28 protein-coding genes are annotated in these 26,772 nt (G+C 60.7%); 16 read left to right on the forward strand and 12 right to left on the reverse strand.

The window, feature by feature from the left end:
• The 8 genes from HPY65_17775 to HPY65_17810 all read right to left on the reverse strand — a co-directional run.
• The coding region (locus tag HPY65_17775; GenBank protein NPU86331.1) for an acyl-CoA dehydrogenase at positions 1 to 127 on the reverse strand (127 nt) is incomplete at its 3' end.
• A 16-nt stretch (positions 128 to 143) separates the two neighbouring features.
• A complete protein-coding gene (locus HPY65_17780) occupies positions 144 to 1,013 on the reverse strand; it encodes a 3-keto-5-aminohexanoate cleavage protein (protein NPU86332.1) in 870 nt (289 codons plus the stop codon).
• 62 nt (positions 1,014 to 1,075) lie between these two features.
• Positions 1,076 to 1,540, reverse strand: a complete 465-nt coding sequence (locus HPY65_17785) for a Zn-ribbon domain-containing OB-fold protein (protein NPU86333.1) — start codon at positions 1,538 to 1,540, stop codon at positions 1,076 to 1,078.
• A gap of 18 nt (positions 1,541 to 1,558) precedes the next feature.
• Positions 1,559 to 2,728, reverse strand: a complete 1,170-nt coding sequence (locus HPY65_17790) for a hypothetical protein (protein ID NPU86334.1) — start codon at positions 2,726 to 2,728, stop codon at positions 1,559 to 1,561.
• A 10-nt stretch (positions 2,729 to 2,738) separates the two neighbouring features.
• Positions 2,739 to 3,935, reverse strand: coding sequence for a hypothetical protein (locus tag HPY65_17795; GenBank protein ID NPU86335.1), 1,197 nt, complete (start codon positions 3,933 to 3,935; stop codon positions 2,739 to 2,741).
• Between the two features lie 12 nt (positions 3,936 to 3,947).
• Positions 3,948 to 5,093, reverse strand: coding sequence for a thiolase family protein (locus HPY65_17800; protein ID NPU86336.1), 1,146 nt, complete (start codon positions 5,091 to 5,093; stop codon positions 3,948 to 3,950).
• A 96-nt stretch (positions 5,094 to 5,189) separates the two neighbouring features.
• Complete coding sequence (locus tag HPY65_17805) at positions 5,190 to 5,795, reverse strand: hypothetical protein (GenBank protein NPU86337.1); 606 nt, start codon at positions 5,793 to 5,795, stop codon at positions 5,190 to 5,192.
• A gap of 118 nt (positions 5,796 to 5,913) precedes the next feature.
• Positions 5,914 to 6,516 (reverse strand): TetR/AcrR family transcriptional regulator, encoded by a 603-nt coding sequence (locus HPY65_17810; protein ID NPU86338.1) that lies wholly within the window; start codon positions 6,514 to 6,516, stop codon positions 5,914 to 5,916.
• 151 nt (positions 6,517 to 6,667) lie between these two features.
• Between HPY65_17810 and HPY65_17815 the strand changes: the two genes are divergently transcribed.
• From HPY65_17815 to HPY65_17845, 7 genes are all read left to right on the forward strand, one after another.
• Positions 6,668 to 7,048 carry a DUF2845 domain-containing protein gene (locus tag HPY65_17815; protein ID NPU86339.1) on the forward strand — a complete coding sequence of 127 codons (381 nt, stop codon included), beginning with the start codon at positions 6,668 to 6,670 and terminating at the stop codon, positions 7,046 to 7,048.
• 390 nt (positions 7,049 to 7,438) lie between these two features.
• On the forward strand, positions 7,439 to 8,731 hold the full coding sequence (locus HPY65_17820) for a TolC family protein (GenBank protein NPU86340.1): 1,293 nt from the start codon (positions 7,439 to 7,441) through the stop codon (positions 8,729 to 8,731).
• 11 nt (positions 8,732 to 8,742) lie between these two features.
• Positions 8,743 to 9,957, forward strand: coding sequence for an efflux RND transporter periplasmic adaptor subunit (locus HPY65_17825; GenBank protein ID NPU86341.1), 1,215 nt, complete (start codon positions 8,743 to 8,745; stop codon positions 9,955 to 9,957).
• A gap of 26 nt (positions 9,958 to 9,983) precedes the next feature.
• A complete protein-coding gene (locus tag HPY65_17830; protein NPU86342.1) occupies positions 9,984 to 10,640 on the forward strand; it encodes an ABC transporter ATP-binding protein in 657 nt (218 codons plus the stop codon).
• A 78-nt stretch (positions 10,641 to 10,718) separates the two neighbouring features.
• Positions 10,719 to 11,891, forward strand: coding sequence for an FtsX-like permease family protein (locus HPY65_17835; GenBank protein NPU86343.1), 1,173 nt, complete (start codon positions 10,719 to 10,721; stop codon positions 11,889 to 11,891).
• 51 nt (positions 11,892 to 11,942) lie between these two features.
• On the forward strand, positions 11,943 to 13,577 hold the full coding sequence (locus tag HPY65_17840; protein NPU86344.1) for a peptide-binding protein: 1,635 nt from the start codon (positions 11,943 to 11,945) through the stop codon (positions 13,575 to 13,577).
• 116 nt (positions 13,578 to 13,693) lie between these two features.
• On the forward strand, positions 13,694 to 14,209 hold the full coding sequence (locus HPY65_17845; protein NPU86345.1) for a hypothetical protein: 516 nt from the start codon (positions 13,694 to 13,696) through the stop codon (positions 14,207 to 14,209).
• Between the two features lie 3 nt (positions 14,210 to 14,212).
• On the opposite strand, the gene HPY65_17850 is transcribed toward HPY65_17845, so the two are convergent.
• From HPY65_17850 to HPY65_17860, 3 genes are read right to left on the reverse strand one after another with little or no spacing between them, the layout of a single operon-like run.
• Positions 14,213 to 14,857 (reverse strand): MBL fold metallo-hydrolase, encoded by a 645-nt coding sequence (locus tag HPY65_17850; protein NPU86346.1) that lies wholly within the window; start codon positions 14,855 to 14,857, stop codon positions 14,213 to 14,215.
• A 41-nt stretch (positions 14,858 to 14,898) separates the two neighbouring features.
• On the reverse strand, positions 14,899 to 15,468 hold the full coding sequence (locus HPY65_17855) for a hypothetical protein (GenBank protein ID NPU86347.1): 570 nt from the start codon (positions 15,466 to 15,468) through the stop codon (positions 14,899 to 14,901).
• 8 nt (positions 15,469 to 15,476) lie between these two features.
• Entirely contained in the window at positions 15,477 to 17,216 is a 1,740-nt protein-coding gene (locus HPY65_17860; GenBank protein ID NPU86348.1) for a LysM peptidoglycan-binding domain-containing protein, read from the reverse strand.
• A gap of 168 nt (positions 17,217 to 17,384) precedes the next feature.
• On the opposite strand from HPY65_17860, the gene metF reads away from it, so the two are divergent.
• The 5 genes from metF (at position 17,385) to HPY65_17885 (ending at position 21,825) form a co-directional block, all read left to right on the forward strand.
• Positions 17,385 to 18,302 (forward strand): methylenetetrahydrofolate reductase [NAD(P)H], encoded by a 918-nt coding sequence (metF, locus tag HPY65_17865; GenBank protein ID NPU86349.1) that lies wholly within the window; start codon positions 17,385 to 17,387, stop codon positions 18,300 to 18,302.
• A 644-nt stretch (positions 18,303 to 18,946) separates the two neighbouring features.
• A complete protein-coding gene (locus HPY65_17870; protein ID NPU86350.1) occupies positions 18,947 to 20,407 on the forward strand; it encodes a coniferyl aldehyde dehydrogenase in 1,461 nt (486 codons plus the stop codon).
• 249 nt (positions 20,408 to 20,656) lie between these two features.
• A complete protein-coding gene (locus tag HPY65_17875) occupies positions 20,657 to 20,860 on the forward strand; it encodes a helix-turn-helix transcriptional regulator (GenBank protein NPU86351.1) in 204 nt (67 codons plus the stop codon).
• A complete protein-coding gene (locus HPY65_17880) occupies positions 20,857 to 21,453 on the forward strand; it encodes a hypothetical protein (protein ID NPU86352.1) in 597 nt (198 codons plus the stop codon). Before HPY65_17875 ends, HPY65_17880 begins: the two co-directional genes overlap by 4 nt.
• Positions 21,454 to 21,651: 198 nt before the next feature.
• Positions 21,652 to 21,825: a hypothetical protein gene (locus HPY65_17885; GenBank protein NPU86353.1), complete on the forward strand. Its 174-nt coding sequence runs from the start codon at positions 21,652 to 21,654 to the stop codon at positions 21,823 to 21,825.
• Between the two features lie 204 nt (positions 21,826 to 22,029).
• Here HPY65_17885 and HPY65_17890 read toward each other — a convergent pair whose 3' ends face one another.
• Entirely contained in the window at positions 22,030 to 22,599 is a 570-nt protein-coding gene (locus HPY65_17890; GenBank protein NPU86354.1) for a DUF4337 domain-containing protein, read from the reverse strand.
• 286 nt (positions 22,600 to 22,885) lie between these two features.
• Here HPY65_17890 and HPY65_17895 point away from each other — a divergent pair, with 286 nt between their 5' ends.
• From HPY65_17895 to HPY65_17910, 4 genes are all read left to right on the forward strand, one after another.
• Positions 22,886 to 23,053 (forward strand): hypothetical protein, encoded by a 168-nt coding sequence (locus tag HPY65_17895; protein ID NPU86355.1) that lies wholly within the window; start codon positions 22,886 to 22,888, stop codon positions 23,051 to 23,053.
• Between the two features lie 81 nt (positions 23,054 to 23,134).
• Positions 23,135 to 25,006: an acyl-CoA synthetase gene (locus HPY65_17900; protein NPU86356.1), complete on the forward strand. Its 1,872-nt coding sequence runs from the start codon at positions 23,135 to 23,137 to the stop codon at positions 25,004 to 25,006.
• A gap of 27 nt (positions 25,007 to 25,033) precedes the next feature.
• On the forward strand, positions 25,034 to 25,474 hold the full coding sequence (locus HPY65_17905; GenBank protein NPU86357.1) for a 3-aminobutyryl-CoA ammonia lyase: 441 nt from the start codon (positions 25,034 to 25,036) through the stop codon (positions 25,472 to 25,474).
• A 61-nt stretch (positions 25,475 to 25,535) separates the two neighbouring features.
• Positions 25,536 to 26,681: an acyl-CoA dehydrogenase gene (locus HPY65_17910; GenBank protein ID NPU86358.1), complete on the forward strand. Its 1,146-nt coding sequence runs from the start codon at positions 25,536 to 25,538 to the stop codon at positions 26,679 to 26,681.
• The last annotated feature ends 91 nt before the right edge of the window (positions 26,682 to 26,772 follow it).

Here is a 26,772-nt window from a genome sequence, read left to right on the forward strand (position 1 = left end):
TCCATACCTCCATGCTGAACTCACCCTCCCGGTCCGCCGCCTCGCAGAGAGGCGCTACCTCCTCCTTGCAGTAACGGTAGATCGTATCGCGAAACATCCGCTGCTCGTCGTTGAATGTGAAATCCATCGAATCGTTCCTCCTCTTAAGCCTTGCGGATGCCCATCATCTCCCGGGCTTCCGCCGGCGTGGCGGGCGTGCGGTTCAGGGACGAAGCGGCCTTCACGGCCCACTCGACCTGCTCCCAGCTGCCCTTGGCCAGCTCGCCGTCGGGCATCCGGGTGTTGTCCTCCATGCCGACCCGCATGTTGCCGCCCATGAGGCAGGACATGACGTTGGCCGGGAACTGCTCGTTGCCCACGGCGCAGGTCGTGAAATTGGCCGTTGCCGGAATGGCGTTGACCATGGAAATGAACACGTCGGGACGGAACTTCTGGCCGCCGACGACGCCCCAGACGAAGTTGAAGTTCATGGGCTCCGTGAAGAAGCCCTGCTTGGCGATCAGGAGGGTATTGTCGATGCCGCCGATGTCGTAGCACTCGATCTCCGGCTTCACGCCGTTGGACTCGAAGGCTTTGCCGAAGTCCTGGAGCATCGTGAAGGTGTTGTCGAAGACGTAGTCGAAGAAGATCTGCCCGGTGCCGCGGTCGACGATGCTGAAGTTCATGCTGTTGGTGTTGTATGAGGCCATCTCCGGCTTGACCGCCACGATCTGGGCCAGCCGCTGTTCCGGCGTCTTGTAGATGCCGACGGCGGAGCTGAGGCAGATGAGCAACTCGGGGCAGCGGGCCTTGATGGCGTCATGTACGGCCTGGATCCGGTCGATCTCGTGGGTCGGCTGGCCGTCGTCCATTCTCGCATGGACGTGGACCATGGCGGCTCCGGACTGGTAGCACTTGTACGCCTCTTCGGCGAACTCCTCAATGGTGTAGGGAACGCTGGGGTTGTTGTTCTTCATGGTGGCGGCCCCGGTGAGGGCCGCGGTAATGATGACCTTCTTGTTTTCCTTGGCCATGGTGAAATCCTCCTTACGGGAAAATTTGTTTGTTCATTTCGGCAGATCCTTCCGGCCGCGTCTCAGACGGGCTCGAAGTGATCCAGCTGCATCAGGGTGTTGACGGGTCCCTCGGCGAAGACGGCCTTCACCTTCATGCCGATGGCAACTTCATCGGGATCCACGTCGGCCACGATGTGGGTGAGCGGCGTGTCGGCCCCGTCCAGCTTGATCTGCCCCAGGATGTACGGCGCTTTCCGGGGAAGATGCTTGTCGTTGTAGTTGACGATGGTGTAGTTGACGAGTTCCCCCGTCGATCCCACGTCCACCCAGTTGTCGGCGATCCTGGCCCCGCACTTGTTGCAGTGTTCCCGAGGCGGGACATAGGTGATGCTGCATTTGTCGCACTTGAGGCCCGTGAGCTTCTTCTTGTCCCTCATGGCGATGATCCACTTCGAGCCGATCCGTCCCACAAAAAACTGGTTGGGCAGGGCCATCCTGGCCTCGATGACGAAGCAATCTTTTATGTCTTCACATTTGCATGTCATGGTTCGATTCTCCTCTCCCTAGTCGATGATTTCAAAATGGAGGATGTCCCGGAAACTGCCCGAGGGCTTTTCCGCCCAGACGGGCCGCACCCTCGATCCGATCTTGAGCTTGGGAAGGTCCTCCCTCTTGATTTCGAAAGCGAAGCCTTCCTCCGGCGTGGCGCCCTCCAGCATGATCCAGGCGCAGGCATAGGGGGTGTCCCGCACTTCGCCGGAGAGGGGATCGGGGCTGGCAAAGTAGACCAGGTCGAAATTCGTGACATATCCTTCCGGTCCCAGCTCCACGTACTCCTTGGTTCGCACGTGGCAGAACTGGCAGATCTCCTGGGGGAGGATCAGGGTCCGCTTGCAGAGGGGGCAGACGCTGGCGAGGAACTTCTTCTCGCGAAGTCCGGCGAACCACTTGCCCATGACGGGGCCCGTGGCGAAGCGCTGGTTAATGGAGGTGACCACCTTCAGGGAAAGCAGTTCCTCCGCCTCCTCGGCGTTGGGATCCACATACTTGTCGAAATACTTGCCGGTGGCGGCGGCGGCCATCATGTCGCCGTCGATCCTGACTTTTCCGGAGGTGAAGGCGGCTGCGCCGTCGATCGTGCCGGTCATCATGCCGACATAGGTGACGGCCTCCATGGTCATTTTTACGGCCAGGTCCGAATCGAGGCCTTCCTTCAGGGTGCAGGTCCCGTCGGCGATGGTGATGGTGAACTGGCCGCCGCCCTCGCCCGTGAGATCGTACCCGTATTTCAGCGTCACGCCCGCCGCCTTGTCGGGACGGAAACGCTCCCCGATGGCGGAGAGGATTCCCCGGGCGGTGACTTCCGTCTTTTTCTCCGGCACGGTGTATTGCACGAAGATCTGTGGCAGGAGTGTCATCAGCATCCGTGTGTCGCCGACGACCTTCATCTTTCCCTGGGAGAGGGCGTCGATGGCGCCGATCTTCTGCAGGGTGACGCCGATGAACGTCTCCGCATCGGAGGCGATGATCGTGGCCGTGCAAGGGCCGAGGTCGCCCTCGACGGTCTCGACCTTGGCAACCTGGTCCTTGACGGTGAGCTTCCACTTGCCCCCGCCCTCGCCGCCGCAATCGTACCCGATGACAACGTCCACGCCCTTGGACGCCTCGGGCTTGAAGCGTTTGGGCATCGTATTGAAGATATCCGCAACGGTGGTTCCGAAGAATTCAGCCATGGTCAACCTCCTACCAGTTCAATTCTTTTTCGAGCATGAGCATAACGGTCCACAAGGTGCCGCCGAACCCGGAGGCCAGGGCATGGCGGACCTCCTTCTTGATCTGGTGCCCGCCGGCGTCCCCCCGGATCTGGAGTGCCGCCTCGGCGGGACGGAGCATGGCCGTGGCGCCGATGGGATTGCTGGCAATGACGCCTCCCGAGGGGTTGACGGGGAGCTTGCCGTCCAGGTCGAATTCTCCCGCCTCCATGAGCTTGAGAACCGCGTCATCCTTGAGGAGCAGGAATTCCCGGAGCCAGTCGAGGCCCCAGTAGGCGGACGGATCGTACATCTCGAAAACGTCGAAGTATTCGAGCGGGTTCGTGATGCCGTTCCGCTTGAACAGTCTTTCCGCACAGTCGCGATGGGTGCTCTTGGGTTTCTGCGCGCCGTACAGGTTGGACATGTTTTCCCCCCGGTGGGAGGTCTCATGGTCCCGGATCCAGACGGGCGGCTTGGCGGTTCCCTTCTTCACCCGGTCCTCGTGGGTGAGGATCATGGCGCAGGCCCCGTCGGACTGGGAGCACATGTGGATCAGCCTGAGCTCGCCGACGAGCTGGGGAGACGTCTCCATCAGGGTCTCCAGCTGGTCGTACTCGAGGCCGAGGCGTCGGTGCGCCCGCTCGTTCAGCATGGCGTGCTTGTCCATCATGATCCGGTACTTCATGGCGGCCCGGAGAACCCGATCCTTCCCGAACTCCTTGATCATCTCGGTGGCCGTGGTGGATGTGAGGGCTCCTGTCTGGAGGTTGCGGAACCAGAGGGGGTCGGCCATGTTCGTGATGCCGCCCGTGGTGTTTCCTTCCTGGAGTTTCTCGAAGCCGAGGCACAGGACGGTGTCGTACTGGCCGGAGGCCACGAGGCTGTCTGATGCGCAGACCAGGGTTGCCCCGACGGTGCCGCCCGTGGTGATCCGGTACTCTTCCTTTCCGTAGGATCCGCAGCCCAGGGCGTGCCACATGTCAGGCTGGAACTGCATCTCGAAGAGCTCCATGTTGCCGTGTACGATGCAGTCGATGTCGTCGAGGGTCATATTGGCGTCCGCCAGGACGTTACGCACGGCCTCGGCGACCATTTCCACCTGATTCTGGTCTTCCTTGTGACTGGAGAGGGTCGTCTGGCCGATCCCGATAATGGCTACGTTTCTGTTTTTCTCGTGTTTTTTCATGATTCCTGCTCCTTACGCTTCAAGAATGAGAACGGAGTGGAACTGGCCGGCGGGCCCGTTTGTCGAGTGGGCCACGGCGCACTTCGCGTCAGGAACCTGGCGGTCTCCCGCGCCGCCCTGAAGCTGGAGGGTCGCCTCGGCGGCCCGATAGAGACCGGAAATGATCAGCGGGTTCCCTGCCAGGGTACCGCCGGAGAGGTTTACCCGGTACTTCCCGGGACCACCTTCCGCGACGAAGCGTCCGCCTTCTCCGTCTCCGCAGAATCCCAATCCTTCCATCCACATGGGCTGCTGGTAGGCGTAGCAGTCCATGACCTCGACTACGTCGGCGGCCTTTTTCAGATCCTGGATGCCGGCCCTCCGGCAGGCGTTCGCGGTGGCTTTCTTGAGGGCGAAGTTGCTGGTCAGATCCCGGTCCCCGAAGAAGAAGGTATCCATGCAGTTGGCGAAGCCCGTGATCCAGACGGGCTTGTCGGTGAATTCCTTTGCCCGCTCCTCCGAGGCCAGGAGCAGCCCAACGGCTCCGTCGGAGACGGGATAGGCATGAAGCTGGCGGATGGGATCGCACAGCATGGGGGATGCCTTGACTTTCCCCGCCGGCACGGCTTCCCGTGCGTTGGCATAGGGGTTCTTGGCGGCCCACTGGCGGCTCCGGACCACGATCTCGGCGAGCTGGTCGTCCGTGAGGCTGCTCTTCCTCATGTAGGCCTGGGCCTGGAGCCCGGCGGCGTTCAGGTAGTCAAGCCCCGTGGCGCGGCCGTAGAAGGGATCGAAACCGCAGTTCGTGATCATGTTGCGGCTTTCTCCCTGGGATTCCTTGCAGTGTCCCATGATCAGGACAAGGTCCTTGTGCCCGGAGAGGATGATGGAGTTGGCATAGCCGATGGCGTTGAGGCCTTCCTGGGCCATTTTCTCTTCCGCCAGGTACTGGCCCCCGATGACGTCCGTGACGCCGTTGTTCGAGATGGTCCGGGCGTCGAAGAAATCGTCGGAGGTGCTGACGATCATTTCCACGCCGTTTTCCCCGTACGTGAAGCCCGTCTTCTCCTGGAGGTCCTCCAGCACGTCCAGAAGCATGTTCTGGAATCGCCTGTACCAGAGATCCGGTTCGTTCTTGTGCTGGGCAACCGCACAAATCGCTACCCGCTTTGTGGCCATAGAACGTCTCCTTCCTTAAATTGAATCTGAATCGCATTTTCTTCGGGGATCTGTCCCGGCCGGACCATCCGGTCGGGCGCCGCCCCGGCTGCAGTTTCAGGCAAATCGGATCAGCCGCAGATCCGCGGCGGACTTTCGGCGGGCCTTGTCGCCCGCAAAACAGTTCATGAATCGCCCCTGCTTGACGGCCCGGATGATTTCATCCCGGTCCAGCGGGGCCTCCAGTTCGATCCATCCGCGTCCGCACCCCAGGAGGGTGTGGGAATCGTCGGCCGCCACCTTGGGATAGGGAATTTCCGGGATGTCGAACTGGGGCGTGTAGAAGCCGTGGGTCGTGATCTCCACGGCGTCGATCGGATATTGCTCGGCCACTTCCCCGATGATGCGGATGCAGTCTTTCAGGCTGACGTCGACGTCGGCGGGGTGATTGAAGATGTGAAGGACTTCCTTATCCCCCTCGATGCGGCTGACGTGGACGTAGCCCTTGCGGCAGTGGACCGTCAGCTCGATTCCCGTGAAGACGAGCAGGCGTGTATCGATCCTGCCGATGGCGTCTCCGTAGGAGGGCTTCAGCAGGTGATCGTGGTCCGTAATGGCGATGAAGTCGTATCCGAGGCGTGCATAGGTGTCGGCCGTCTCCTGGGGCGTCAGGGCTCCGTCGGAGAAAGTCGTGTGCGTGTGAAGCTGTCCCTTGAGAATCATCACTGCCTGTCGTTTGCTGAATACTGCCTGTCCGCTTCGTTTCCGGCTTTCCGTCTCCGGTTGTCTGCCATTGCCGTCTGTGGTGGAATGTCCCGCAGGTCCGCCGGAGGGATCCTTCCTAATGCTCTGCTTCCGCCTCCGCCCCATGAAGAAAAACGGAGGTGAGGCTTTCGATGATCCGCTTCTCCCTGGCCTTGCTCAGCGTTTCATTGCCCAGGATCATGACCGACAGGAACGTGTCGATGGCGCCGAGAAATACATAGGTCAGGTAGTTGGACTGGATATCGGCTCGCAGGGTTCCCCGGGTCTGGCCTTCGCGGATGATGTCTTCACAGAGGTTGAAGAGTTTCCGGAATTTGTCCTTGCCCCGAGGGCTCGAGTGATAGATGAATCCCCGGGAGACCTCGGCCACAAAAATGGACATCTGGCTCGGTGTTGCGGTATACGCGTTCATCATGAACTTGATGATGTCCACGAGTTTTTCCTTGGTGGCCGCGGTGCTCTTCTTGAGCATTTCCAGCTCGTCGTAAAAGGTCTTCCACCAGTTCTCGACAATGGCATCGAAAAGTTTTTCCTTGTTTTCGAAATAGTGATAGATGAGTCCGTACGAGAGGTTGGCTTCTTTGGCAATATCGGCCATGCGGGCTTCGGCGAAGCCTTTCGTGCTGAAGACCTTCAGGGCCGCTTCGACGATGATTTTTTCACTGGCTACTTTTTCCATGAAGCACCGCTTAACAAATGTTGATTGACATGTCAATCGGTATTTGCCGTTGCAGGAACCAGGAAACGGCCGTTTGATCCAAGATCATGAATTATAAAGGCAATATTGCAAGGCAAGCCGAACGAACCTCCTGAAGGAGAAGGCGGGGAGCATGAAAAAGATGATGACGATCCTGGTCGTGGCGATGCTTTTTTTCTGTTTCGGAAACGAGGCTTCCGCATTCCGGTGCAATCAGGGCAAGGGGCTTGTCAGCAGCGGCGACAGCAAGGCACGCGTCCGGATCGAATGCGGAAAACCCGACAGCGTCGAGAAGGTGAAGTCCGTCACAAGGGGCCGCTTTCTGGGAGGCGAGGACCCGAACACCGGCAGGAGCCGGGGCGGAATCTATGCCGAAGAAACGCTGGCCGTCGAGAAATGGTACTACAACTGCGGGGATAACGATTTTCTGTATGTTCTGACCTTCGAGGGAGACGTCATGATCGCGGAGGAGACGGCCGGCCGGGGGAACGGTCCTTCCCGATGCACGTTCTGAGAGAATGTATGCATATCCGTCGGCATGTCCATCTGTGGCAAGAGTCCTCTCCTTTTGCCGGGACACCTGCATGAATCAAGGGTGACGCCCCCGAATTCGTCCTTCCGTCCATCGCTGGATCAATCCCTGGATATATTATATCCATCTGCATGCACCAGGCTGGATAGATAGTATCCGCTTTTTCGTGCATCTATGACGGTCTTGTCGCTTCTCTCCAGGTTCATTCCATCATTCCCATATGTTGGAAGTTGATACCCGATCGGGTACGATCCTTGCCAGCCACCCGTTACAGGGGATGCTTTCCGGAAGTCCGGATCGAGCAGGAAATCCCCGGCGACTCCCGGGGCTTCGCCTTGACAGGCCCCCTCATCCGTAGCATATAGACCGGCCATGAAGAAACGGATTGCTCATGTATTGTTTGCGGTTTTCTGCATGTTTCTGCTTGTCCCGGCGCCGGCGCATCCGGGGGAGGCGATCCGTCCCGGCGAGACGCTGGACCTGAAGCGCTGCATCGCCATCGCTCTGGAACGCCACCCGAGCATCCTCGGCGCAGCCGGCGGCCTGAGGGCCAGCGAGAGCCGGGTCGGCCAGGCCCGGGCGGGCTACTATCCGCAGATCAGCGCTTCGGCAGAGTACGACCGCACCGCCGTCGGCGGTACCTCGTCCAGGACGAGCGGAACCGTCTATGATAATTATGCCACCGGTCTCAGCGTCAACCAGACCCTTTTCGATTTCTTCAAGACGTCCACCCAGGTAAAAATCCAGCGTCTCGGGGCGGACTCCTCCCGCGCAGACCTGGAGCAGGCGGTGAGCCAGGTCGCCTACGACGTCAAGAAGGCCTATTACGGGATTCTTCAGGCCCGGCGTCTCAGGGACGCCAACGCGGAAACGGTGGCTTCCTATCAGCAGCATCTGGCGCAGGCGAAGAAATTCTTCGAGGTCGGTGTAAAGCCGAAGTTCGACGTGACCAAGGCGGAGGTCGATCTGAGCAATGCCCGCCTGAACCTGCTGAAGGCGGAGAACGCCCTGAACCTGGCCCGCCTGACCCTCGGAAACGCCATGGGACTAACGGGCGCGCCTCCCTTCGATGTGCAGGACATCCTGGCCTTTCAGCCCTATTCGGCCTCGCTCGACGAGGCGCTGAAGAAAGGGTATGAGCAAAGGCCCGACCTGAGGTCGGTCCGGTCGAAGCGGGAGGCGGCGGAGTCCTCCATCGACCTGGCGAAGAAAGGATACTTCCCCGTCCTGACCGGGAGCGCCGGCTATGGATGGTCCGGCGAGGATCTTCCTCTCGAACGGGGTTGGAACGTCGGCGCGACCCTGTCGGTTCCGCTGTTCAGCGGTCTCTCCACAAAATACCAGACCGACGAGGCCCGGGCGAACCTGGAAGTCCTGAAGGCGAATGAGGACCTGGTCCGCCAGACCGCTCATCTGGAAATTCAACAGGCCCTGCTGAACCTTCAGGAGGCCCGCGACCGCATCGCCGTGGCGGAGCTGGAAGTACGGCAGGCCGCCGAAAACCTTGAACTGGCCCGGGGACGCTACGGCGCGGGCGTAGGCAGTCCCATCGAAGTGACCGACGCCATGCTGGCGGATCTCAACGCCAAGACGGCCCATACGACGGCCCTTTACGATTACCGGCTTGCCCAGGCAGGCCTGGAGAAGGCAACCGGGGAGAAATGAAAATCATCGGAATGGACAGAAAAAAGATCTTCGTTGTTGCCGGCATCGCCGTCCTCGTTGCGGTGGCGGCCGCCTGGTTCTTTCTTCACGGGAACAACGGCCCCTCCTTCAAGACGGCCAAGGCCGTCCGGGGAGAACTCCAGGCCGCCGTAACCGCCACGGGCACGGTCAATGCCGTTACCACCGTGCTGGTGGGGACCCAGGTATCCGGGACGATCAAGCAACTCTACGTGGATTACAACTCGCCGGTGAAGAAGGGGCAGGTCCTCGCCCAGATCGACCCGGTTTCCTTCCAGGCCCAGGTGGATCAGGCAAGGGCGAATCTCCGGCTGGCGGAAGCGAACGTGGAAAAGGCCGATGCGGCCGCCCGGGACGCCAAACGGACCTTCGAGCGCAACAAGACCCTTTTCGCGTCGAACTTCATCGCCCGGAGCGATCTGGACACGGCCGAGACAAACGCCTCGGCGAACGCCGCCTCGCTCAACGCCGCCCGGGCCCAGGTCCAGCAGAGCAGGGCGGCCCTGACCCTGGCGGACACCAACCTCCGCAACACGCGGATCCTCTCCCCCGTGGACGGCACCGTCATCTCCCGGAGCATCGATGTCGGCCAGACCGTGGCAGCGAGCTTCCAGACACCCACGCTTTTCAACATTGCCCAGGACCTGACCCGGATGCAGATCGATACGAACGTGGACGAGGCGGACATCGGAAAGGTCAAAGTCGGACATCCCGTGACGTTCACCGTCGACGCCTATCCGGAATCCCCCTTCCAGGGCGAGGTCTCGGAAATCCGCAACGCACCCATCACGGTACAGAACGTGGTGACCTACGACGTGGTGGTCAAGGTGGCCAATCCGGATCTGAAGCTCAAGCCGGGCATGACCGCCAACGTGTCCATCATCATCGACCGCCGGACGGCGGCCCTGAAGGTGCCCAACGCAGCCCTCCGTTTCCGGCCCGCAGACAGGGAGGGCAAGGGGGCGGCATCGACGGCTGCCCGGACAAAGGAAGGAAAAGAGGGCCGGGAAGCGGGCCGGGGGCAGGCGGTCTGGGTTCTGGAGGGCAGGACGCCGAAGCGGATCGCCGTCGCCGCCGGGATCAGCGACGGGCAGGTCACGGAAATCGTCTCGGGGGATCTGAAGGAAGGGCAGGATGTGATCGTCGAGGCCGCGGGCGCCGGTAACAGCAAGCAGCAACAGCAGATGAGCCCGAGGTTTTTCCGGTGACGGCCCTGATCGAGACGGTCGACCTGATGAAGATCTACGACGTGGGGGACAGTCCCGTCCACGCACTGGACGGCGTCTCCATCACGATCGACCGGGGGGAGTTCGTGGCCGTCATGGGGCCATCCGGGTCCGGCAAGTCCACCTTCATGAACGTCATTGGGTGCCTCGACTGGCCCACCAGCGGCGAATACCGCTTCGACGGGATGGACGTGAGCCGCCTCGGTCCGGACGAGCTGGCGGAGATCCGGAACCGGAAGATCGGTTTCGTCTTCCAGGGATTCAACCTGCTCTCCCGCTCGACGGCGCTGGAGAACGCCGAGCTGCCGATGCTCTACAGCTCCATCCCCGCCGGAGAGCGGAAAAGACGGGCCCTGGATTCCCTCCGGCTGCTCGGCCTGGAGGGGCGGGAGCACCACCGGCCCAATCAGCTCTCCGGCGGGCAGCAGCAGCGCGTGGCCATCGCCCGGGCCCTGGTGAACGACGCCCCCATCGTCTTTGCCGACGAGCCGACAGGAAACCTGGATGCCAAAACGAGCGTTGAGATCATGGAGCTCTTCGTCCGGCTCAACCGCGAATCGGGCATCACCATGGTGGTGGTGACCCACGATCCCGACGTTGCCGCCTTCAGCCGGCGGATCATCCGTTTTCTGGACGGCCGCGTGGTCAGCGATGTGGCGGCTTAGGAATATGAGAGGAAAAGGGAATTGATCAGCATTCCGTCGACCCTCAAGATTTCCATCCGGGCCCTCTGGGTCAATAAGATGCGGTCCTCCCTGACCATGCTGGGGATCATCATCGGCGTGGGAGCCGTCATTGCCATGCTGGCGGTGGGCACCGGGGCGAGCCGGAAAATTTCCCAGCAGATCGCCTCCATCGGGAGCAACCTGATCATTGTAATCCCCGGGAGCATGACCCAGGGAGGAGTGCGCCTGGGAGCGGGGGCCCAATCCACCCTGAACCGGGAGGATGCCGAGGCGATCGGCAGGGAATGCCCGGCTGTACAGGCCGTCTCTGCGGAGCTACGCCGGGCTGCCCAGGTGGTCTACGGAAACCAGAACTGGGCCACGGCGATCCAGGGCCTGGAGCCCGGTGCCCTGGAGGTTCGGGACTGGGGCCTCGTGGACGGGCGGAACTTCTCGGAGCAGGATGTCCGGAACGCCACGAAGGTCTGTCTCCTGGGGCAGACGGTGGCGGACAACCTGTTCGGGAGCATGGACCCCGTCGGCCAGATCGTCCGGATCCGGAAAATCCCCTTTGTGGTGATCGGGGTCCTGGACCGGAAGGGACAGTCGCCCATCGGGCAGGACCAGGACGATGTGGTGTTCATCCCCATCACGACGGCCCTGAAGAAGGTCTTCGGCATGTATCATGGCGGCACGATCGGCTCCATCATGGTGAAGGCCGTCAGCACCGAGGCCCTTCCCGAGGCGGAGCGGCAGGTGACGGAGCTTCTCCGGCAGCGCCACCGGATCGGCCCGGGCCGGGACGACGACTTCACGGTTCGGAACCTGACGTCCATGCTCCAGGTGGCGGAGCAGTCCACGAAGGTGATGACCCTTCTCCTGGGGGCCATCGCCTCGGTGTCGCTCCTGGTGGGCGGCATCGGCATCATGAACATCATGCTCGTCTCGGTCACGGAGCGCACCCGGGAGATCGGCATCCGCATGGCCGTGGGCGCCAAGGCCCGGGACATCCGGCTCCAGTTCATCATCGAGGCCCTGACCCTCTCGCTCATCGGAGGTATCGCCGGCATCCTCCTGGGGGTTACCGTATCAGGAATCCTGTCGGCGCTGGCCGGCTGGTCAACCGAGGTCTCCATTCTCTCGATCTTCCTGGCCTTCGGTTTTTCAGCCCTCGTGGGGATCTTCTTCGGCTTCTACCCTGCCTACAAGGCCTCGCTCCTTCATCCCATCGACGCCCTGCGGCACGAATAGCGGCAGAATTCCGTTGCAAGGGTCCCGGCCCTTGGGGTACCGTTCCGGGCCATGAAGACCTCCCGGATCCTGATTTGCGTTTCCCTCCTGCTCGTGCTGGCAGCTGCCTGCTCGCGACCGGAAGAGGACGCGCGACGGAAGGGCGCCGTCGACGCCCCGCCCGCCTACGGCGACATCCTGGTGGACGGCTCCATCGGCGACGCCAGCAACCTCATCCCGATCCTCGCCTCCGACAGCGCCTCCCACGATATATCGGGCCTCGTCTTCAACGGCCTCGTCAAGTACGACAAGGACATGAACGTGGTCGGCGACCTGGCCGAGTCCTGGGACGTCTCGAAGGACGGGCTGGTCATCACCTTCCACCTGCGGAAGGGCGTCCGCTGGCACGACGGGCGGCCCTTCACGGCGGAGGACGTGCTCTTCACCTACCGCCTCACCATCGATCCGAAGACACCCACGGCCTACGCGGGGGACTTCCTGAAGGTGAAAAAGGCGGAGGTCCTGGACCCGCAAACCTTCCGGGTCACCTACGACAGGCCCTTCGCGCCGGCCCTCATGAGCTGGGGCGCCTCGGTCCTGCCGAGGCACCTCCTGGAGGGGAAGGACATCAAGTCCACTCCGCTGGCCCGGAAGCCCGTGGGGACGGGGCCTTATCTCTTCAAGGAGTGGGTGACGGGACAGAAGCTCGTCCTGGCCTCGAATCCCGACTATTTCGAAGGCCGGCCGTACCTGGACGGCTACATCATGCGGATCATTCCCGACACAGCCACCATGTTCCTGGAACTGCGGGCCGGGGGGATCGACCGGATGGGCCTCACGCCCCTCCAGTACACCCGGCAGACGGAGAGCCCCCTGTTCCAACGGGATTTCAACAAGTACCGCTATCTCTCCTTCTCCTACACCTACGTGGGCTACAACCTGCTGAACCCCCTGTTCGCCGACAAACGGGTCCGCCAGGCCATCGCCTATGCCGTGGACAAGGAGGAGATCATCCGCGGAGTTCTTCTGGGGCTGGGGCGGGAAGCGACGGGGCCTTACAAGCCGGGGACCTGGGCCTACAATCCCAACGTCCGGAAGTATCCCTATGATCCGCAGAAAGCCCGGGACCTCCTGGCCGAGGCGGGCTGGCGGGACACCGACGGGGACGGCGTCCTGGACCGGGACGGGAAGCCCTTCGTCTTCGAGATCCTGTCGAACCAGGGCAACGAGGTGCGGGCCAAGTGCGCCGAGATCATCCAGCGCCGCCTGGCGGAGGTGGGTATCCGCGTGAAGATCCGGATCGTCGAATGGGCCGCTTTCGTGAACGACTTCATCAACAAGCGCAAGTTCGACGCCACCATCCTGGGCTGGACGATTCCGCTGGATCCGGACGTCTACGACGTGTGGCACTCTTCCAGGACGGGGCCCCAGGAGCTGAACTTCATCTCCTACCGGAATCCGGAGGTGGACGCCCTCATCGAGAAGGGCAGGGGGACCTTTGACCAGAAAGAGCGCAAGAAGGCCTACGACCGCCTCCAGGAGATCCTGGCGGACGAGCAGCCCTACCTGTTCCTCTATGTCCCCGACGCCCTGCCCATCGTCTCCGCCCGGGTCCGCGGCATCGAGCCGGCACCGCTCGGGATCACCTACAACTTCATCAAGTGGTACGTTCCGAAGGAGGAACAGAAGCTCGTGATGGTCCGGTGATGCCGGAATCCGGAGCGGCGGGCGGATTTCCCGTTGCCCAAATGTGTCCGGGCTGGTAAGACTCCCGGCAGCAAACCAATCCGGCGGCAAGCCGGATGACAGGCGGGTATGGAATCATGGCGGAGATCAAAAGCACCATCGATCTGATCATGGAGAGGACGAAGAATCTCTCTTTGTCGGAGGAAGAAAAGACGGCCATCCGGAGGCGGGAGGCCGAGGGAAAGGTCAAGGGCTGGATTCAGCGATACCGGGACGGCCTGGCGACCCTCCGGGACCTGAAAAAGGAATTTACCGAGGAGAAGAAGACGTTTCCGGATGCGGAGCAAATCTTCCGGTCGGCCCTCCTGGAGCACGTGGAGCCCGCGGGTGAGAACGGGGCCGTCTTCGAACTCATGGAAAAGGTCCTGAAAATGAAGACGGAGCCGGTACGCGAGCTGGCCCTGGCCTGCCGGGAGGAATTGTCCCGGATCGTGCTGGAGGGGCTGGAAGCGGAGCGGGAGGCCCTGCGGCGGAAGGGTGTCTCCGGAGCGGCGGTCATTCCGAATCCCAATCGGGACCGGGCTCTTATGGAACGGCTCCGGGGGGGAAGAGCGGCCTTTCAGGAGCGGCTCCGGGAGCGGCTTGCCGCCTGAATCTCAGCGAAGATAGGGAAACCAGTTCTTCTCGATCCCGGCGAAGTTTTTCCTGACGGCGTCGCGGCCCGCAATGATCCCGCCGTGGCCCGTCAGGAGGTATTCCACGTCCAGGGCGGCGATGCGGCGGATGCTCTGCATCAACGCCTTCCCGCTTCCCCCGGGCATGTCGGTCCTTCCGATTCCCTGGTCGAAGACCACGTCCCCCGTAATGAGCACCTTCTTTTCCGGCCAGTAGAGGCACACCGAGGCGGGCGAGTGTCCCGGCGCCAGGATGACCTCGAGCCGGATGTCCCCGATCTCGAGATCCCCCTCCGCAAGAAAGAAATCAGGCTCCGGAAGGGTCATGTAACCCGCGGCGTACTGGTTGAAGAGCTCATATTCCCGCTGATTCATGGCAAAGAGAGCCGGCGGAGAGAATTCGCCGATCGCCTCCAGATGATCCGGGTGGGCATGGGTGATCAGCACGGCGTCGATCCCCTCGCGGGAAAGCCCAAGTTCCTTCAATCCCTGGTCCACGTGAGCCAGCAGGTGCCGATGGCCCGGATCCACGAGGATTTTCTTCTCCCCCTCGAGCAGATAGGCGTTGCAGTTGTTTTCCGAGTAGCTCTGCCACAGGAAGGCGTGGACGCCGTCGGTTACTTTCATGATCGGTCCTCCATTCATTCGTCTGCGGCGCTATAGCACAATCAGAACTCGATTCCCAGGCGGATCCGGGGCTCGACGACAACGCCCAGGGATTCGGCGGCCTCCCGGTAGGAGCCGGCCCGAAGCCGGTCTTGAAGAGTCCGGAACCTTTCCCAGCGCTGGCTTTCCTCTTTCTGCCCGGGGACCAGGTTTTTCAGGTGGGTCTCCTCATCGGGCATGGTCGACAGGGACAGGCGGAAGTGCCGGAAGTATAATTCGTTCCAGGCTTCGCCGTTGCTTCCTTCCCAAGGGTGGGAAGCAACTCGCCCGAAGTCCGACCAGTATTTTTCCCTCTTTGCCCAGGAAGGCGAAAGGACGGGCATCGCCTCGTCGACATAGTGTCGGGCCTCCTCCCGGATAGAAGGAGTCTCTGCAGGGGGGGGATTCCCGTTCCGGTTCTCTTCCCCGGAAGGCTGCGCCGGGTGAGGAAAGGCCGGGACGGCATCGGGTGCCAGGCCCGCAACGGAAATGCTCCACGGTGCCGCATCCGGGCGTGCCCCGGCGCATGCCTCCGCGGCGGACCCGAGGACGGCCAGCAGGATCAACAGGGCGTTCAGAAGGATCTGTTTCATGACTGTTCTCACGGGGCGGAGGGAGACGGGACCCGGAGACGCTTGTTCACATAGAGGGGATCGTTGCGCTTGAGGGAATTCAGGCTCATCAGATTCTCGACCGAGGTATGGTGGCGCCGGGCAATCTCCGTCAGATTGTCGCCCCTTTTCACCCGGTAATAAACCGTTTTCTCGCGCTTGCCCGCCACCTTTTTCGGCTTTTCACCTGCCTTGGCTGCATCGGAATCCGCATCGGCGACGGGGATTTTCAGAAGGCGTCCCACGAAGAGGGGATCGTCCCTCTTCATGTTGTTGGCCTCCAGCAGCACCTGGAGGGAAACCTGCTTTTCCCGGGCGATCCATCCCAGCGATTCCCCTTTTTTTACCCGGTAGGTGAGGACGCGCCTCTTCGGAGCAGGCTCCCGTCCTCCTGCCGCTTTCTTCGGCTGCACCGTTTCTTCCCCGGAATCGGCGGCGGGGATCTTGATTTTGCGCCCCCACAGGAGCGGGTCGTCGATCTTCATGTCGTTCAGCTTCAACAGGACCGCCAGGGTCGTGTCGTGTTTCTTCGCGATTCCGGCAAGGGTCTCGCCCCGTTTGACGAGGTACGGGGCCACGGCCGTCCGGTCTTCCCGTCCGCTCCGGCCTCTTCTTACGATCTTCCCGTCCGGCTCGCCGGTCTCTTCCGCCGGCAGAAACTCTGTGATGGCATCGGTGATGGCCCCGGCGATCTTCTGCTGGTGCAGGCGGTGCTTGAGGAGTTTTTCCTCCTCCGGGTTGGAGATATAGGCTGTTTCCACCAGGACGGACGGGATGTCCGGCAGCTTCAGGACCCGGAAGGGGGCGTGCTGGACGCTGGCGAACTTGATGTTTCCCACGTCCCCCAGGCGGTTCAGGACGGTCGATCCGAAGAGCATGGAGCGGTTGATGGTGTTCGTCTGAAACATGTTGAGCAGGATCGCGTCGGTCTCTTCGCCGCTCTCCTCCTCGGAGACGCCGCCGATAATGTCCGACAGGTTTTCGTTGGTTGCCAGGAGGCGGGCCGCCTCGTTGGACGCCCCGCTCAGGGACAGGGCGTAGACGGAACTGCCCCGGGCATGGGTTCCCTTCACGGCGTCGGCATGGATGCTGACGAAGAGGTCCGCGCCGTATTCCTTCGCAATGGTGACGCGTTTTCGGAACGGCACGTAGTAGTCGCCGTTCCGGGTCAGGAAGGCCCGGTAACCTTCCCGGCCGTTCAACTCGTCGCGGAGCTTCCTGCCGATCTGGAGGACCACGTCCTTTTCTTTCGTGCCGTGGCGTCCGAGCGCCCCGGGGTCGTCTCCTCCGTGGCCGGGATCGATAATGATGATCCGTTCCCTCCGGTCTTTCTTGACGGCCTGGCGGGTCTCGCTCTCCTTTTTTTCCAGGGCGGGCAGCCGGAGGTCCACCACCACCCGCTCGGGCCGGTCCTGAAAACGTTTCAGGCGGAACACCTTCGACTCGGCGCCCTCCGGGAGGTGGAGCTCCGCCCGGAGGATATCCTCGGGGCCCCGTCCCAGAACGATCTTCTCGATGGACGGCTTCTTCATGTCGATGGTGGAGGGGAGAGAATCCTTGAGGGTCGTATCCTGGAAATCGATGAAAACCCGTCCGGCCTCCTTGTGGACGGTGAAGACGATTCCGTCGCTGACGTCAAAGACGACTCGGGTCTGGTCCGGTGCCGTCCAGTGGCGGACATTTTGGATTTCCCCGCCGGCAAAGGCAGAGGCGGAAATGAGCAGCAGCAAGGGGATGACCGCCGTGGCGGCCCGCAAGAACAGATGGATCCTGGAATGCAGCACCAACATGGCTGCCGTTTACCAGTATCTTGCAGGAAAATCAATCAGTTTCACGAAATGGGGTTGACAAGAAACGGCCAAAATGACATGAATACCGGCCTTTAAGGGAGTTAGTGCATGGAAATCAAGAAGATCCTGAAGGAAAACCGGTTCTGTCTCTCTTTCGAGGTCTTCCCGCCCAAGCGGGAGGGCAACCTGGAGAGCCTCTTTTCGACGATCGGGGAACTGGGCACGTTCGATCCCCACTTCATCTCCGTCACCTATGGAGCCGGCGGAAGCACCCGGGACAAGACGCTGGAGATCGCCTCGAAGGTGAAGAACGATTTCAGCCGTGAGGTGCTGGCCCACCTGACCTGCGTCGAGGCCACCCGGGACGACATCGCCCGGACGCTGGACGCCTTCCAGGAACGGAATATCGAGAACATCCTTGCCCTCCGGGGGGATCCGCCGACGGGCCAGGAAACATTCACGCCCACGCCGGGAGGCTTCAACTTCGCCAGCGACCTGGTGGAGTTCATCCACCGGAGGTGGCCTTTCTGCATCGGCGTGGCGGGATATCCGGAAGGCCATCCCGAGGCCGCCTCCCTCGACGACGACCTGAAGAACCTCAAGAAGAAGATCGATGCCGGGGCGGATTTCATCGTCACCCAGCTCTTCTTCAACAGCGAGTTCTTCTTCCGATTCCGCGACCGGGCGCGGGCCATGAAGATCCAGGTCCCCATCCTGCCGGGGCTGTGGCCCATCCTGAACTACAACCAGATCAAGCGGATCGTCTGCCTCTGCGGCGCCACAATCCCCTCCGGCCTGGGCGAGAAGCTGGACCGCGTCATGGACCGGCCCGGGGAGGTCGAAAAATACGGCCTCGAACATGCGGTCCGGCAGGCGGAAGAGCTGATCCGGAACGGAGTCGAGGGCCTGCACATCTACTGCATGAACCGGAGCGAGCCCGTCCGGGCAATCCTGGGAGCCGTGAGCATTCCAAGAGAGAAAGTGGAAGATCCGGGAGTTGCGGAACCCGGGCGGATCAGACCTTGACGGCTGTCTACGGCTGTCTGAAGGAGTCGGGAAAAAGATATCGGCTGAAGATGCGGTCTCCGGAGAAACCAGAAACCGGGACCATTCGGGAAAGCAGGCCGTTCCTTCAGGTAAATGGAGCGTTGTCGTCCGGCTTCAATCCGGGGCGGCGTTCTTCCGCTTTCCGATATTCGCGTTCCATCCATTTCCTTTTGTACCTTCTCCGTTTGCGCGTCGCAAAACGCCACCACAAGTACGCAAAGAGTCCATTTTCACTTCCCGTGTCACAGCGCATTGCATAACGGGAAGATGTCCGTATCGAGCATCGGTCGTATAGAACCGTGCTCCGATCCTGTCCAAAGAATATTATTTCCATAAGACCGGTCGATTCATGTGGAGAAAGCCATGGAAATGGTTTGACACGCGATGCCCGATCGATTATGTCATTTATGGCATATGCTGTGAACAACTAAATGATTACAATAAGATAGCCAGTGACAAGGCAATCCGCGGTCACCTGGACACGGATACGGTGCAGGACGGCCGTCGCGGATGTTGCGGGTTCTCAAACGAAGATCGGCGGGTATGGAGAAGCAGCAGGTCGGGCATGCGGTGGAATGACAGGACCGAATGTCCCGGTGATTCAGGAAAACGTCTGAAGGTCGATGATCAGGAAAGAAATGGGGGGCAATATGGGGCAAACGGCACAGAAATCCGGATTCTCTGAACCGTATACGGAGGCGCAGCGGGCATATCTTTTTCAGAGGCAGGCGTACAGCAACGAGCCGTTTCCAACATATGAAAGCAGGGTTGCGAGCCTGCGGACGCTCGAGGCACTGATTTCAGAGAACATCGAAGCCATTGCGGAGGCCGTTTCGGCGGACTTTGGAAATCGCAGCCCGATCGAGACCAAACTGCTGGAGGGATACGGCTCGCTGTCCGGCATTCGCTATACGATTCGGCATTTGAAGCGCTGGATGAAACGCCAGAACCGCCATGTCTCCGTGCTGTTCATGACGGGGAAAAACAGGGTGATTCCACAACCGAAAGGCGTCGTGGGGATTGTGGTCCCCTGGAACTACCCGCTGTTTTTGATGTGCAGTCCCCTTACCAGCGCACTGGCCGCCGGCAATCGCTGCATGATCAAAATGGCGGCCAACTCCCGCAATCTCTGCCGGCTGATGCATGAATTGTTCAAGAAGAAGTTCCCGCAGAACCTTGTGACCATCCTGCCGGATGTGACAGGGGCCGAGTTCTCGTCGTTGCCCTTCGATCACCTGATCTTCACCGGTTCGGCCGACTCCGGCAGAGTCGTCATGCGCAGCGCCTCCGACAATCTCTGCCCGGTTACGCTGGAACTCGGCGGCAAGAGTCCGACCATCATCTGTGACGATTTCGATTTAAGGGAAGCCGCCTTGCGGATTCTGTACGGAAAGTTCATCAATGCGGGGCAGACCTGCATTGCGCCCGATTACCTGTTCGTACCGGAACAGAAAGCGGAAAAATTCGCGGATCTTGCCAGGGAAATCGTCAGCCGGCGATACGCCGATATAAACGGTGGCGATTATACCTCGATCATCGACGATCGTTCCTACCGCCGTTTGCGGGAAACGTTTCTGGATGCCACGACCCGAGGCGCACGCGCATTCAAATTGGTCGACGGCGAATTCAATGATGCATTACGAAAATTTCCGCCCCATGTCATGCTGGACGTGACGGAGGATATGCGCATCATGCAGGAGGAGATATTCGGGCCGCTGCTGCCGGTGATGACCTATCGAAATCTGGACGACGTCGTGGATTATATCAACGGCAAGGACCGCCCGCTTGCCCTGTATCTGTTCACCCATGATTCCGCCGTTCAGGAAAGAATACTCTTCGGTACGATCTCGGGCGGTGTCACGCTGAACCACTGCATGTTTCATGCGGTGCAGCACGACATGCCGTTCGGCGGCATCGGTGCCAGCGGGATGGGACAGTATCACGGTTACGAGGGGTTTCTGGAATTCAGCAAAATGAAACCGGTATTTTCCTTTCCGGGAATTTCCAAACCGGACATGTTCTATCCGCCTTACGGAAAGTTCCATGAAACGATGTTTGCAATGATCAACCGGTTGAAGCTGTAAACGCGGAATCGCCCTGCTTCCGTAAGCCCTGATATCCGATCTTCGGCGCAGTCAGACCCGCGCATTCAAAAGCGGATCGCCGATTTATTCCATTCCCCCATGGCCGGGCTCTCCGAATCGCTTTGTGGGATGGAACCTTCCCCGCTAAGTAAAATTAACTTGACAATATGTAATGTATGGTTTACATGCGGGCACCAACCACGAAACATGAGGGTGCCCGGCATGTCAAAATCCCAGCCACAGCTCAAGATCGTGAATCGCCTGCATGTTCTTCGGGCGGAGCAGAGGATGACCCAGGAACAGCTCGCGAAAGAAGTCGGTGTGACCCGGGCGACGATCCTAGCCATTGAGGGCGGGGGGTACAATCCGTCTCTCGAGCTGGCGTTTCGCATCGCCCGGTATTTCAAGACGGACATACATTCCATTTTCTCGATTGCGGAGGAGGAAAGATGAAACGCTTCGATACGGTCCTGCTGAAGGTTTTTTTATACGGGCTTCCAGTCGGCGTCGTGTTCGCCGTATTCGGCTATTGCTACAGCCAGGGATTGCTGGATCGGAACAACGCCCCTGTCAGCCTCGTGAATGCCGTTTCCGGATTGTTTATCGCGGCCTGGATGGTGATTTCCCTTTATCTCTGTTTTCGGTTGACCGTCTCAGAAGCACTGAGGGATCAGGTCATCTCCAGGATCACCTTCATGCGGGAGCGGGACGAACGCGAGTCCATCCTGACGGGAAAGGCGACCAAGACGACGTTTCTGATCACGCTGGCCATGCTGATTTTCCTGTTTTTCCTCTCCTGCATTCAGGTGTCGGTTTACCGTGTCCCGCCGGATCGGGCTGTTGACGGCAAGACGGGGATGATTTCCCTGGGGATCGGTTTCCATCTGTTCGAGGCGGACAAACAGGAGCTGGCTTCCGATGCGCTTCAGCGGGAAAACATTTTCTCGTACCGGGGACTGCCCGTTTCAAGCGAAGCGATCATGCTGGTGCTCATCCTTCTGCAAATTGTTTCCTACAATTCTTCGATGCGGCGACTCATGCGATAATACGGCATTTGCCGGTTCATGCGTCATCCGCGCCGGTTTCGCACCATCGGCCGGATGAACCGCCGAAGCAAAAAAATATCCTGGAAAAGCGAAAGCCCGGACCATGTTCCCGCATGGCCGGGCTTTCTGAATTGCGCCCCGGAGTAGTAGAACACAACAGGGAATAGAGAGAACTTCCGGAACGAATCTGAGGGCATTATGCAAATCTTGGCACATATGTCAATATGCTTGTTGAAGCATTTGATGAGTATTTTGCTGACGGCGGATATTGGGCGTGCAATTGCACAACGGGATCTGCTTTGCGATGCGGAGGACAGCGGAATGGAAACAGGCGGCGGCGGAACAAAACGGATGCCTGCCGCGAAGCTCTGAGGAGACATGTATGTCCCGGAATACCATCTTAATCCATTGGGTTGTCTTCGAACGGCCGTTCTTTTGCGACATCCGGTGCCGAACCGGACGTAAGGAAAGGGCGGAGACGCGGGGCGCGGGAACTGCCGTACCGCCTTCGCGTTCAGGAAGGACCGTCTGAAGGCGATCGGGAATGACGAAGTCAGGACATTTTTTTACGGGAACTCAGAAAAGATGAATCGCCATCGGTGCGAACATTCCTATGGCGCCGAGAGCTACAGCGACAACCCCCAGTCCCCCGGATATCCAGACCAGGGCCACCACTCCCGTAATGATCTCAGCCGATGCCAGGACGATGGCGATTTGCAGGGCTGCCGAAGACAGTTCGTAGTAGTGGTACGCCGCCATGGAGTGAGCACGTTTTGCCTCGGCCGCTTTGGCACGAGCGGACAATTCCTTGCGGCCCTCACCCTTATCAGGCTCTGAATCATACGTGGCTGCAACCTTCCGCCAGCCCTCCATCTGCTTCTGAAGCGCTTCTGCCTTCGCGGGATTCCTCTCGTGCTTCCATTCCGTCTCCGCCGCATCGGCCGCGGTGCGCAGCGTCGTCATGCGGATGGTCTTCGCCTGAAAGAACGCCCAGAGGTTGGACGCTTCTATGTTGTAGTTCAATGCCGAAGTCTGGGCGCTTTTAGCCATTGTCTCGCTCAAGGCAAGGAAAAGGGCCAGGACCGCTATCAGCAATGCAATCTTTTTGTTGGCCGGATCCACGTGCTCAATACCATGTCCAGACATTACGTTCCTCCAATGATCGAAAAGAGATCCTAACGGCGGCGGTATATAAAGCAAACCGGCTCTGCATGTCAAAAGAAACCTGGCTCCGGGACGCCCCGGGAGGGCATGTTCCAGAATGGGAAAACCAACGTAAACAAGTGGATAGGACGACGTCGTGGGAGGGTGTGTTCCGTGTCGGAACATGATAACAACGGCCCGCGAACGGCCATAGTGCAAATACAAACGTTTTTTCAATATGTTATGTTTATTGGAACGGCCGATGCATCAGAACCGGCCGGATACCCGGATGCGTGCGCCCGGCAGGGTCCGCATTCGGGAGCAAAAGGACAGCGACACTCCGGGCGCCGTTGAATCGTCAGTCCCGGAGCCGGGCGAGCACAATGCTTCGATTTATGCCGGAATCGGACTGGGAGAGGCGGATCTGCAAGCCCTGGCGGAGGAAAAGGTGATCTGAACCGGCTGTTTTCAACCACAAAGCGCCAAGGCACCGAGCCGGATATTCCGGCCGGCGCCGGGGAAGAAAGGGGAGAAGGACATGGTTTTTTCCGTAACACCGATCGGCGGCATGAAGGACATCGAAGCGCTGGAGAAGGTACCCTGGGAGGACGTACTCTCCGCGCAGAGCACCTACGAGCTTTTTCGCGATGCGGCAAGCCAGTTCCCCGACAAGGTGGCAATCACCTTCCTGCCCACCGGAGAGGACAAGGATGAAGCCGTACGCATCTCCCACAGGCAGCTTTTCGCCCGCATCACGCAGGCGGCTAACGCCTTCCATGCCCTCGGCGTCGGTCCCGTCGATGCCGTGGGTATCCTGATGCCCGGCATGCCGCAGACCCACTTCGCCCTGTGGGGGGCCCAGACCGCCGGGATCGCCTGCCCCATCAATTTTCTGCTCAACCCCGAACAGATCGCCGAGCTGATGAACGCTGCCGGTGTCAAGGTCGCGGTGGTCTTCGGGTCCCCCGCCATGCCGGGAATGCTGGAGAAGGCCCTGGCCGTGCGCGACCTGGTCCCGGGCCTGAAGGCGCTTCTCCTGGTGGGAGCGAAAAGCGATCCCTCCCGGAATATCTGGAATTTCGATGAAAAACTCGACGAGCAGCCCGGCGATGCCCTGACCTCGAAACGAACGTTCTCGCGCCGGGACGTCTGCACCTATTTCCACACCGGCGGGACCACCGGTTCGCCCAAGCTCGCCCGCCTGACCCAGGGAAACATGGTTTATGCCGTCTGGGCCATCGCCCAGATGTACGGCTATACACCGGATGCAATCGGCGTCAATCCGCTGCCCCTGTTCCACGTGGCGGGTTCCGTAATCCTGGGCCTGTCGCCCCTGTGTTCCGGGGCCCAGATCATCATCCCCACGGCGGGCGGCTTCCGGAACCCCAAGGCCCTGGCCAATCACTGGAAGATGGTCGCCCGCTACCGGCCCACCCACGTCGGCGGCGTGCCTGCCAACATGGTGGCCATCTCGGGCGTGCCCCCGCAGGGCGAGGACTTGAGCTCGATCCGCGCCTTCTATACCGGCGGTGCGGCCCTGCCGGTGGAGACCGAGCGGTATTACCGGGATACGTTCGGCATTCCGGTCTATAAGATGTACGGGATGACGGAGTCGACCGCCCTGGGGGCCATGAATCCCGTCGGAGCCCCGGTCAAGCTCGGGTGCCTGGGAATGCGGCCGCCCTACGAGGAGCTCGCGGTCCGTCACCTCAACGCCGACGGCAGCCTGGGGGCCCCGTGCGGAACCAACGAAACCGGAGCCGTGCTACTGCGTGGGCCCGGAATCTTTGCCGGCTACACCGACTCGTCCAAGGATGCCGAGGCGCTCATCGAAGGCGGCTGGTTCAAGACCGGCGACATGGGCTACCTGGACGAGGACGGGGAGCTTTACATCACCGGCCGCACCAAGGACATGATCAACCGCAGCGGCCACAGCATCGATTCGGGCGTCATCGAAGAGGCCATCGAACGGCATCCGGCCGTTCTGCAATGCGCGGCCGTGGGGCGGCCCGACACCTATGCGGGCGAGCTGCCGGTGGCCTACGTGACTCTCAAGCCGGGCAAGACGGCCGACGCCGACGAGATCCGTGCGTTTGCCGCCGCGAACATCGCCGACCCTCCGGCCGTTCCCAAGGACGTAATCATCCTCGAAGCGATGCCCATGACAGTGATCGGCAAGATCTTCAAACCGGAGCTCAGGGCAGACCAGACCAGGCGGGTTTTCCAGGAGGCCCTGGCGGATATCGGAGCAACGGCGGACATACAGGTCATACCGGACAGGAAGCACGGCAACCTGGCCGTCATCAGTCTGCAGGACAGGGATGAACGCGGCCGGATCGAGGCCGAAATCAATCGGATCCTGGGAGGATACACCGTTCCGTACGAGATTAGATGGACGCGTGCGGAATGACACAAAGACCGTGAGGGGGAGACGAAGATGAAGAAGGCACGCATTCGCGTTCGCATCAGCGAAAAGGACAGGCACTACCGCAACGGGATGGTCAGCGGCGCTACGATCATGCAGCTCATGGAGGATGCCGGGCTGGAGCTGAGCATCATGGACAGCGGCGACGAAGGATTCCTGGCGGGCTACAAGAACGTTGAGTTCTTTCACACGGTTTATTCCGGCGACTACATCGAGGTCACGGGCTGGTTCTCGCGGATCGGCAATACCTCCCGGCAGGTGGAGCTCCGGGTCCACAAGGTCATCGAGGCGATCGACGGCAGCCCGTCGGCGTCCGATATCCTCAACCCGCCCCTGCTGGTGGCGCGGGCGACGCTGATCGGGGTGGTCACCAAGGTGCGCGACCGGGGGATGCAGATCGAGCGGGAGGAATATCCTTTCGTGGATGAACACTCGATCGAGACGGACGAGTAACCTTTTCCCAGGCGCCGCAGTCAGAGACGCCCCTGCATGACCGTTTCAGAAGGAGAACGAGATGAACTTCAATTTTACCAAGGAACAGGAGCTGATTCAGAGGAGCACCCGGGAGTTTGCCGTAAAGAACATCGAGCCGATCGCAGAGCAGATCGACCAGACCAACGAGGTACCGGAGAATGTCCTCAGGGGGCTGGCCGATCTGGACGTCTTCGGCCTGTCCTTCCCGGAAGAGTATGACGGGGCGGGGGCCGACAAGGAAAGCTTCGTGATCGTGATCGAGCAGCTTGCCCGGGTCTCCCAGGGCGTGTCCATGATCGTCTCGGCCGGCACGGTCGCCCTGGAAACCATCCACTACCTGGGCAGCGGAGACCAGAAGCGGCGGTTCCTGCCGCCCTGCTGCCGGGGCGAACAGATCTCCTCTTTTGCCTTCACCGAGCCGGGCACCGGGTCGGATCCCAAGCAGCTCACCACCACCTACACCGCCGACGGCGACCACTACGTGCTCAACGGAACGAAGCGCTTCATCTCCAACGCCAATTTCAAGGGTCCCATGGTGGTTTTTGCGAAGGAGAGCGAGACCGGCAAGGTGTCGGCCTTCATCGGCGAGAAGTGGATCGACGGCTATTCCATCTCGGAGCCCTGGAAGAAGCTCGGCCTGCACGGCGGGCCGCTGCTGGACGTGTACCTCAAGGAATACCGCATTCCCCGGGAAAACCTCCTGGGCGAGGCCGGGCAGGGGTTCGACATCCTTCAGACCGGCATTGCCTTCGGCAAGCTCGGTTCGGGAGCGTGCTCCCTGGGCGGGATTCTGTCCGCCTACGACGAGGGCCTGAAGTACGCCACGGAGAAGCTGCACCGCGGGGCGCCCATCGCCAAGTTCCAGACCGTGCAGATGGCCATCGCCCAGCTGGTCATGCTCTACGACCAGACGCGGTGGATCTGCTACCGCCTGGGACAGCTGGCCAACAATCCCAAGGACATCGTCAACTACCGCAAGGAGGCCGCCCTGGCCAAGGCCGTCGCCGGCACGAACCACGTGGAGGCGGCCCGGGTCATGATGGACATCCACGGCTCCTATGGCCTCATGATGGACTACAAGGCGCAGCGCATCTATCGGGACGCCATCATGATGAAGGAAGTCGAAGGCGTGACCGACCTGCAGAAGATCGTCGTGGCCGGCACCATCCTGGCCGGCATGCGTTAACCGGAGGTTGTGCGGCCGGTCCGGCTCCCGGCGGAGGCCGGCGTGCAATACCGGTTCGGATGAAGGACGGCGAAGGGATAAGGTATGAACA

The organism is Syntrophaceae bacterium (assembly GCA_013177825.1).
Taxonomy (GTDB): domain Bacteria; phylum Desulfobacterota; class Syntrophia; order Syntrophales; family PHBD01; genus PHBD01.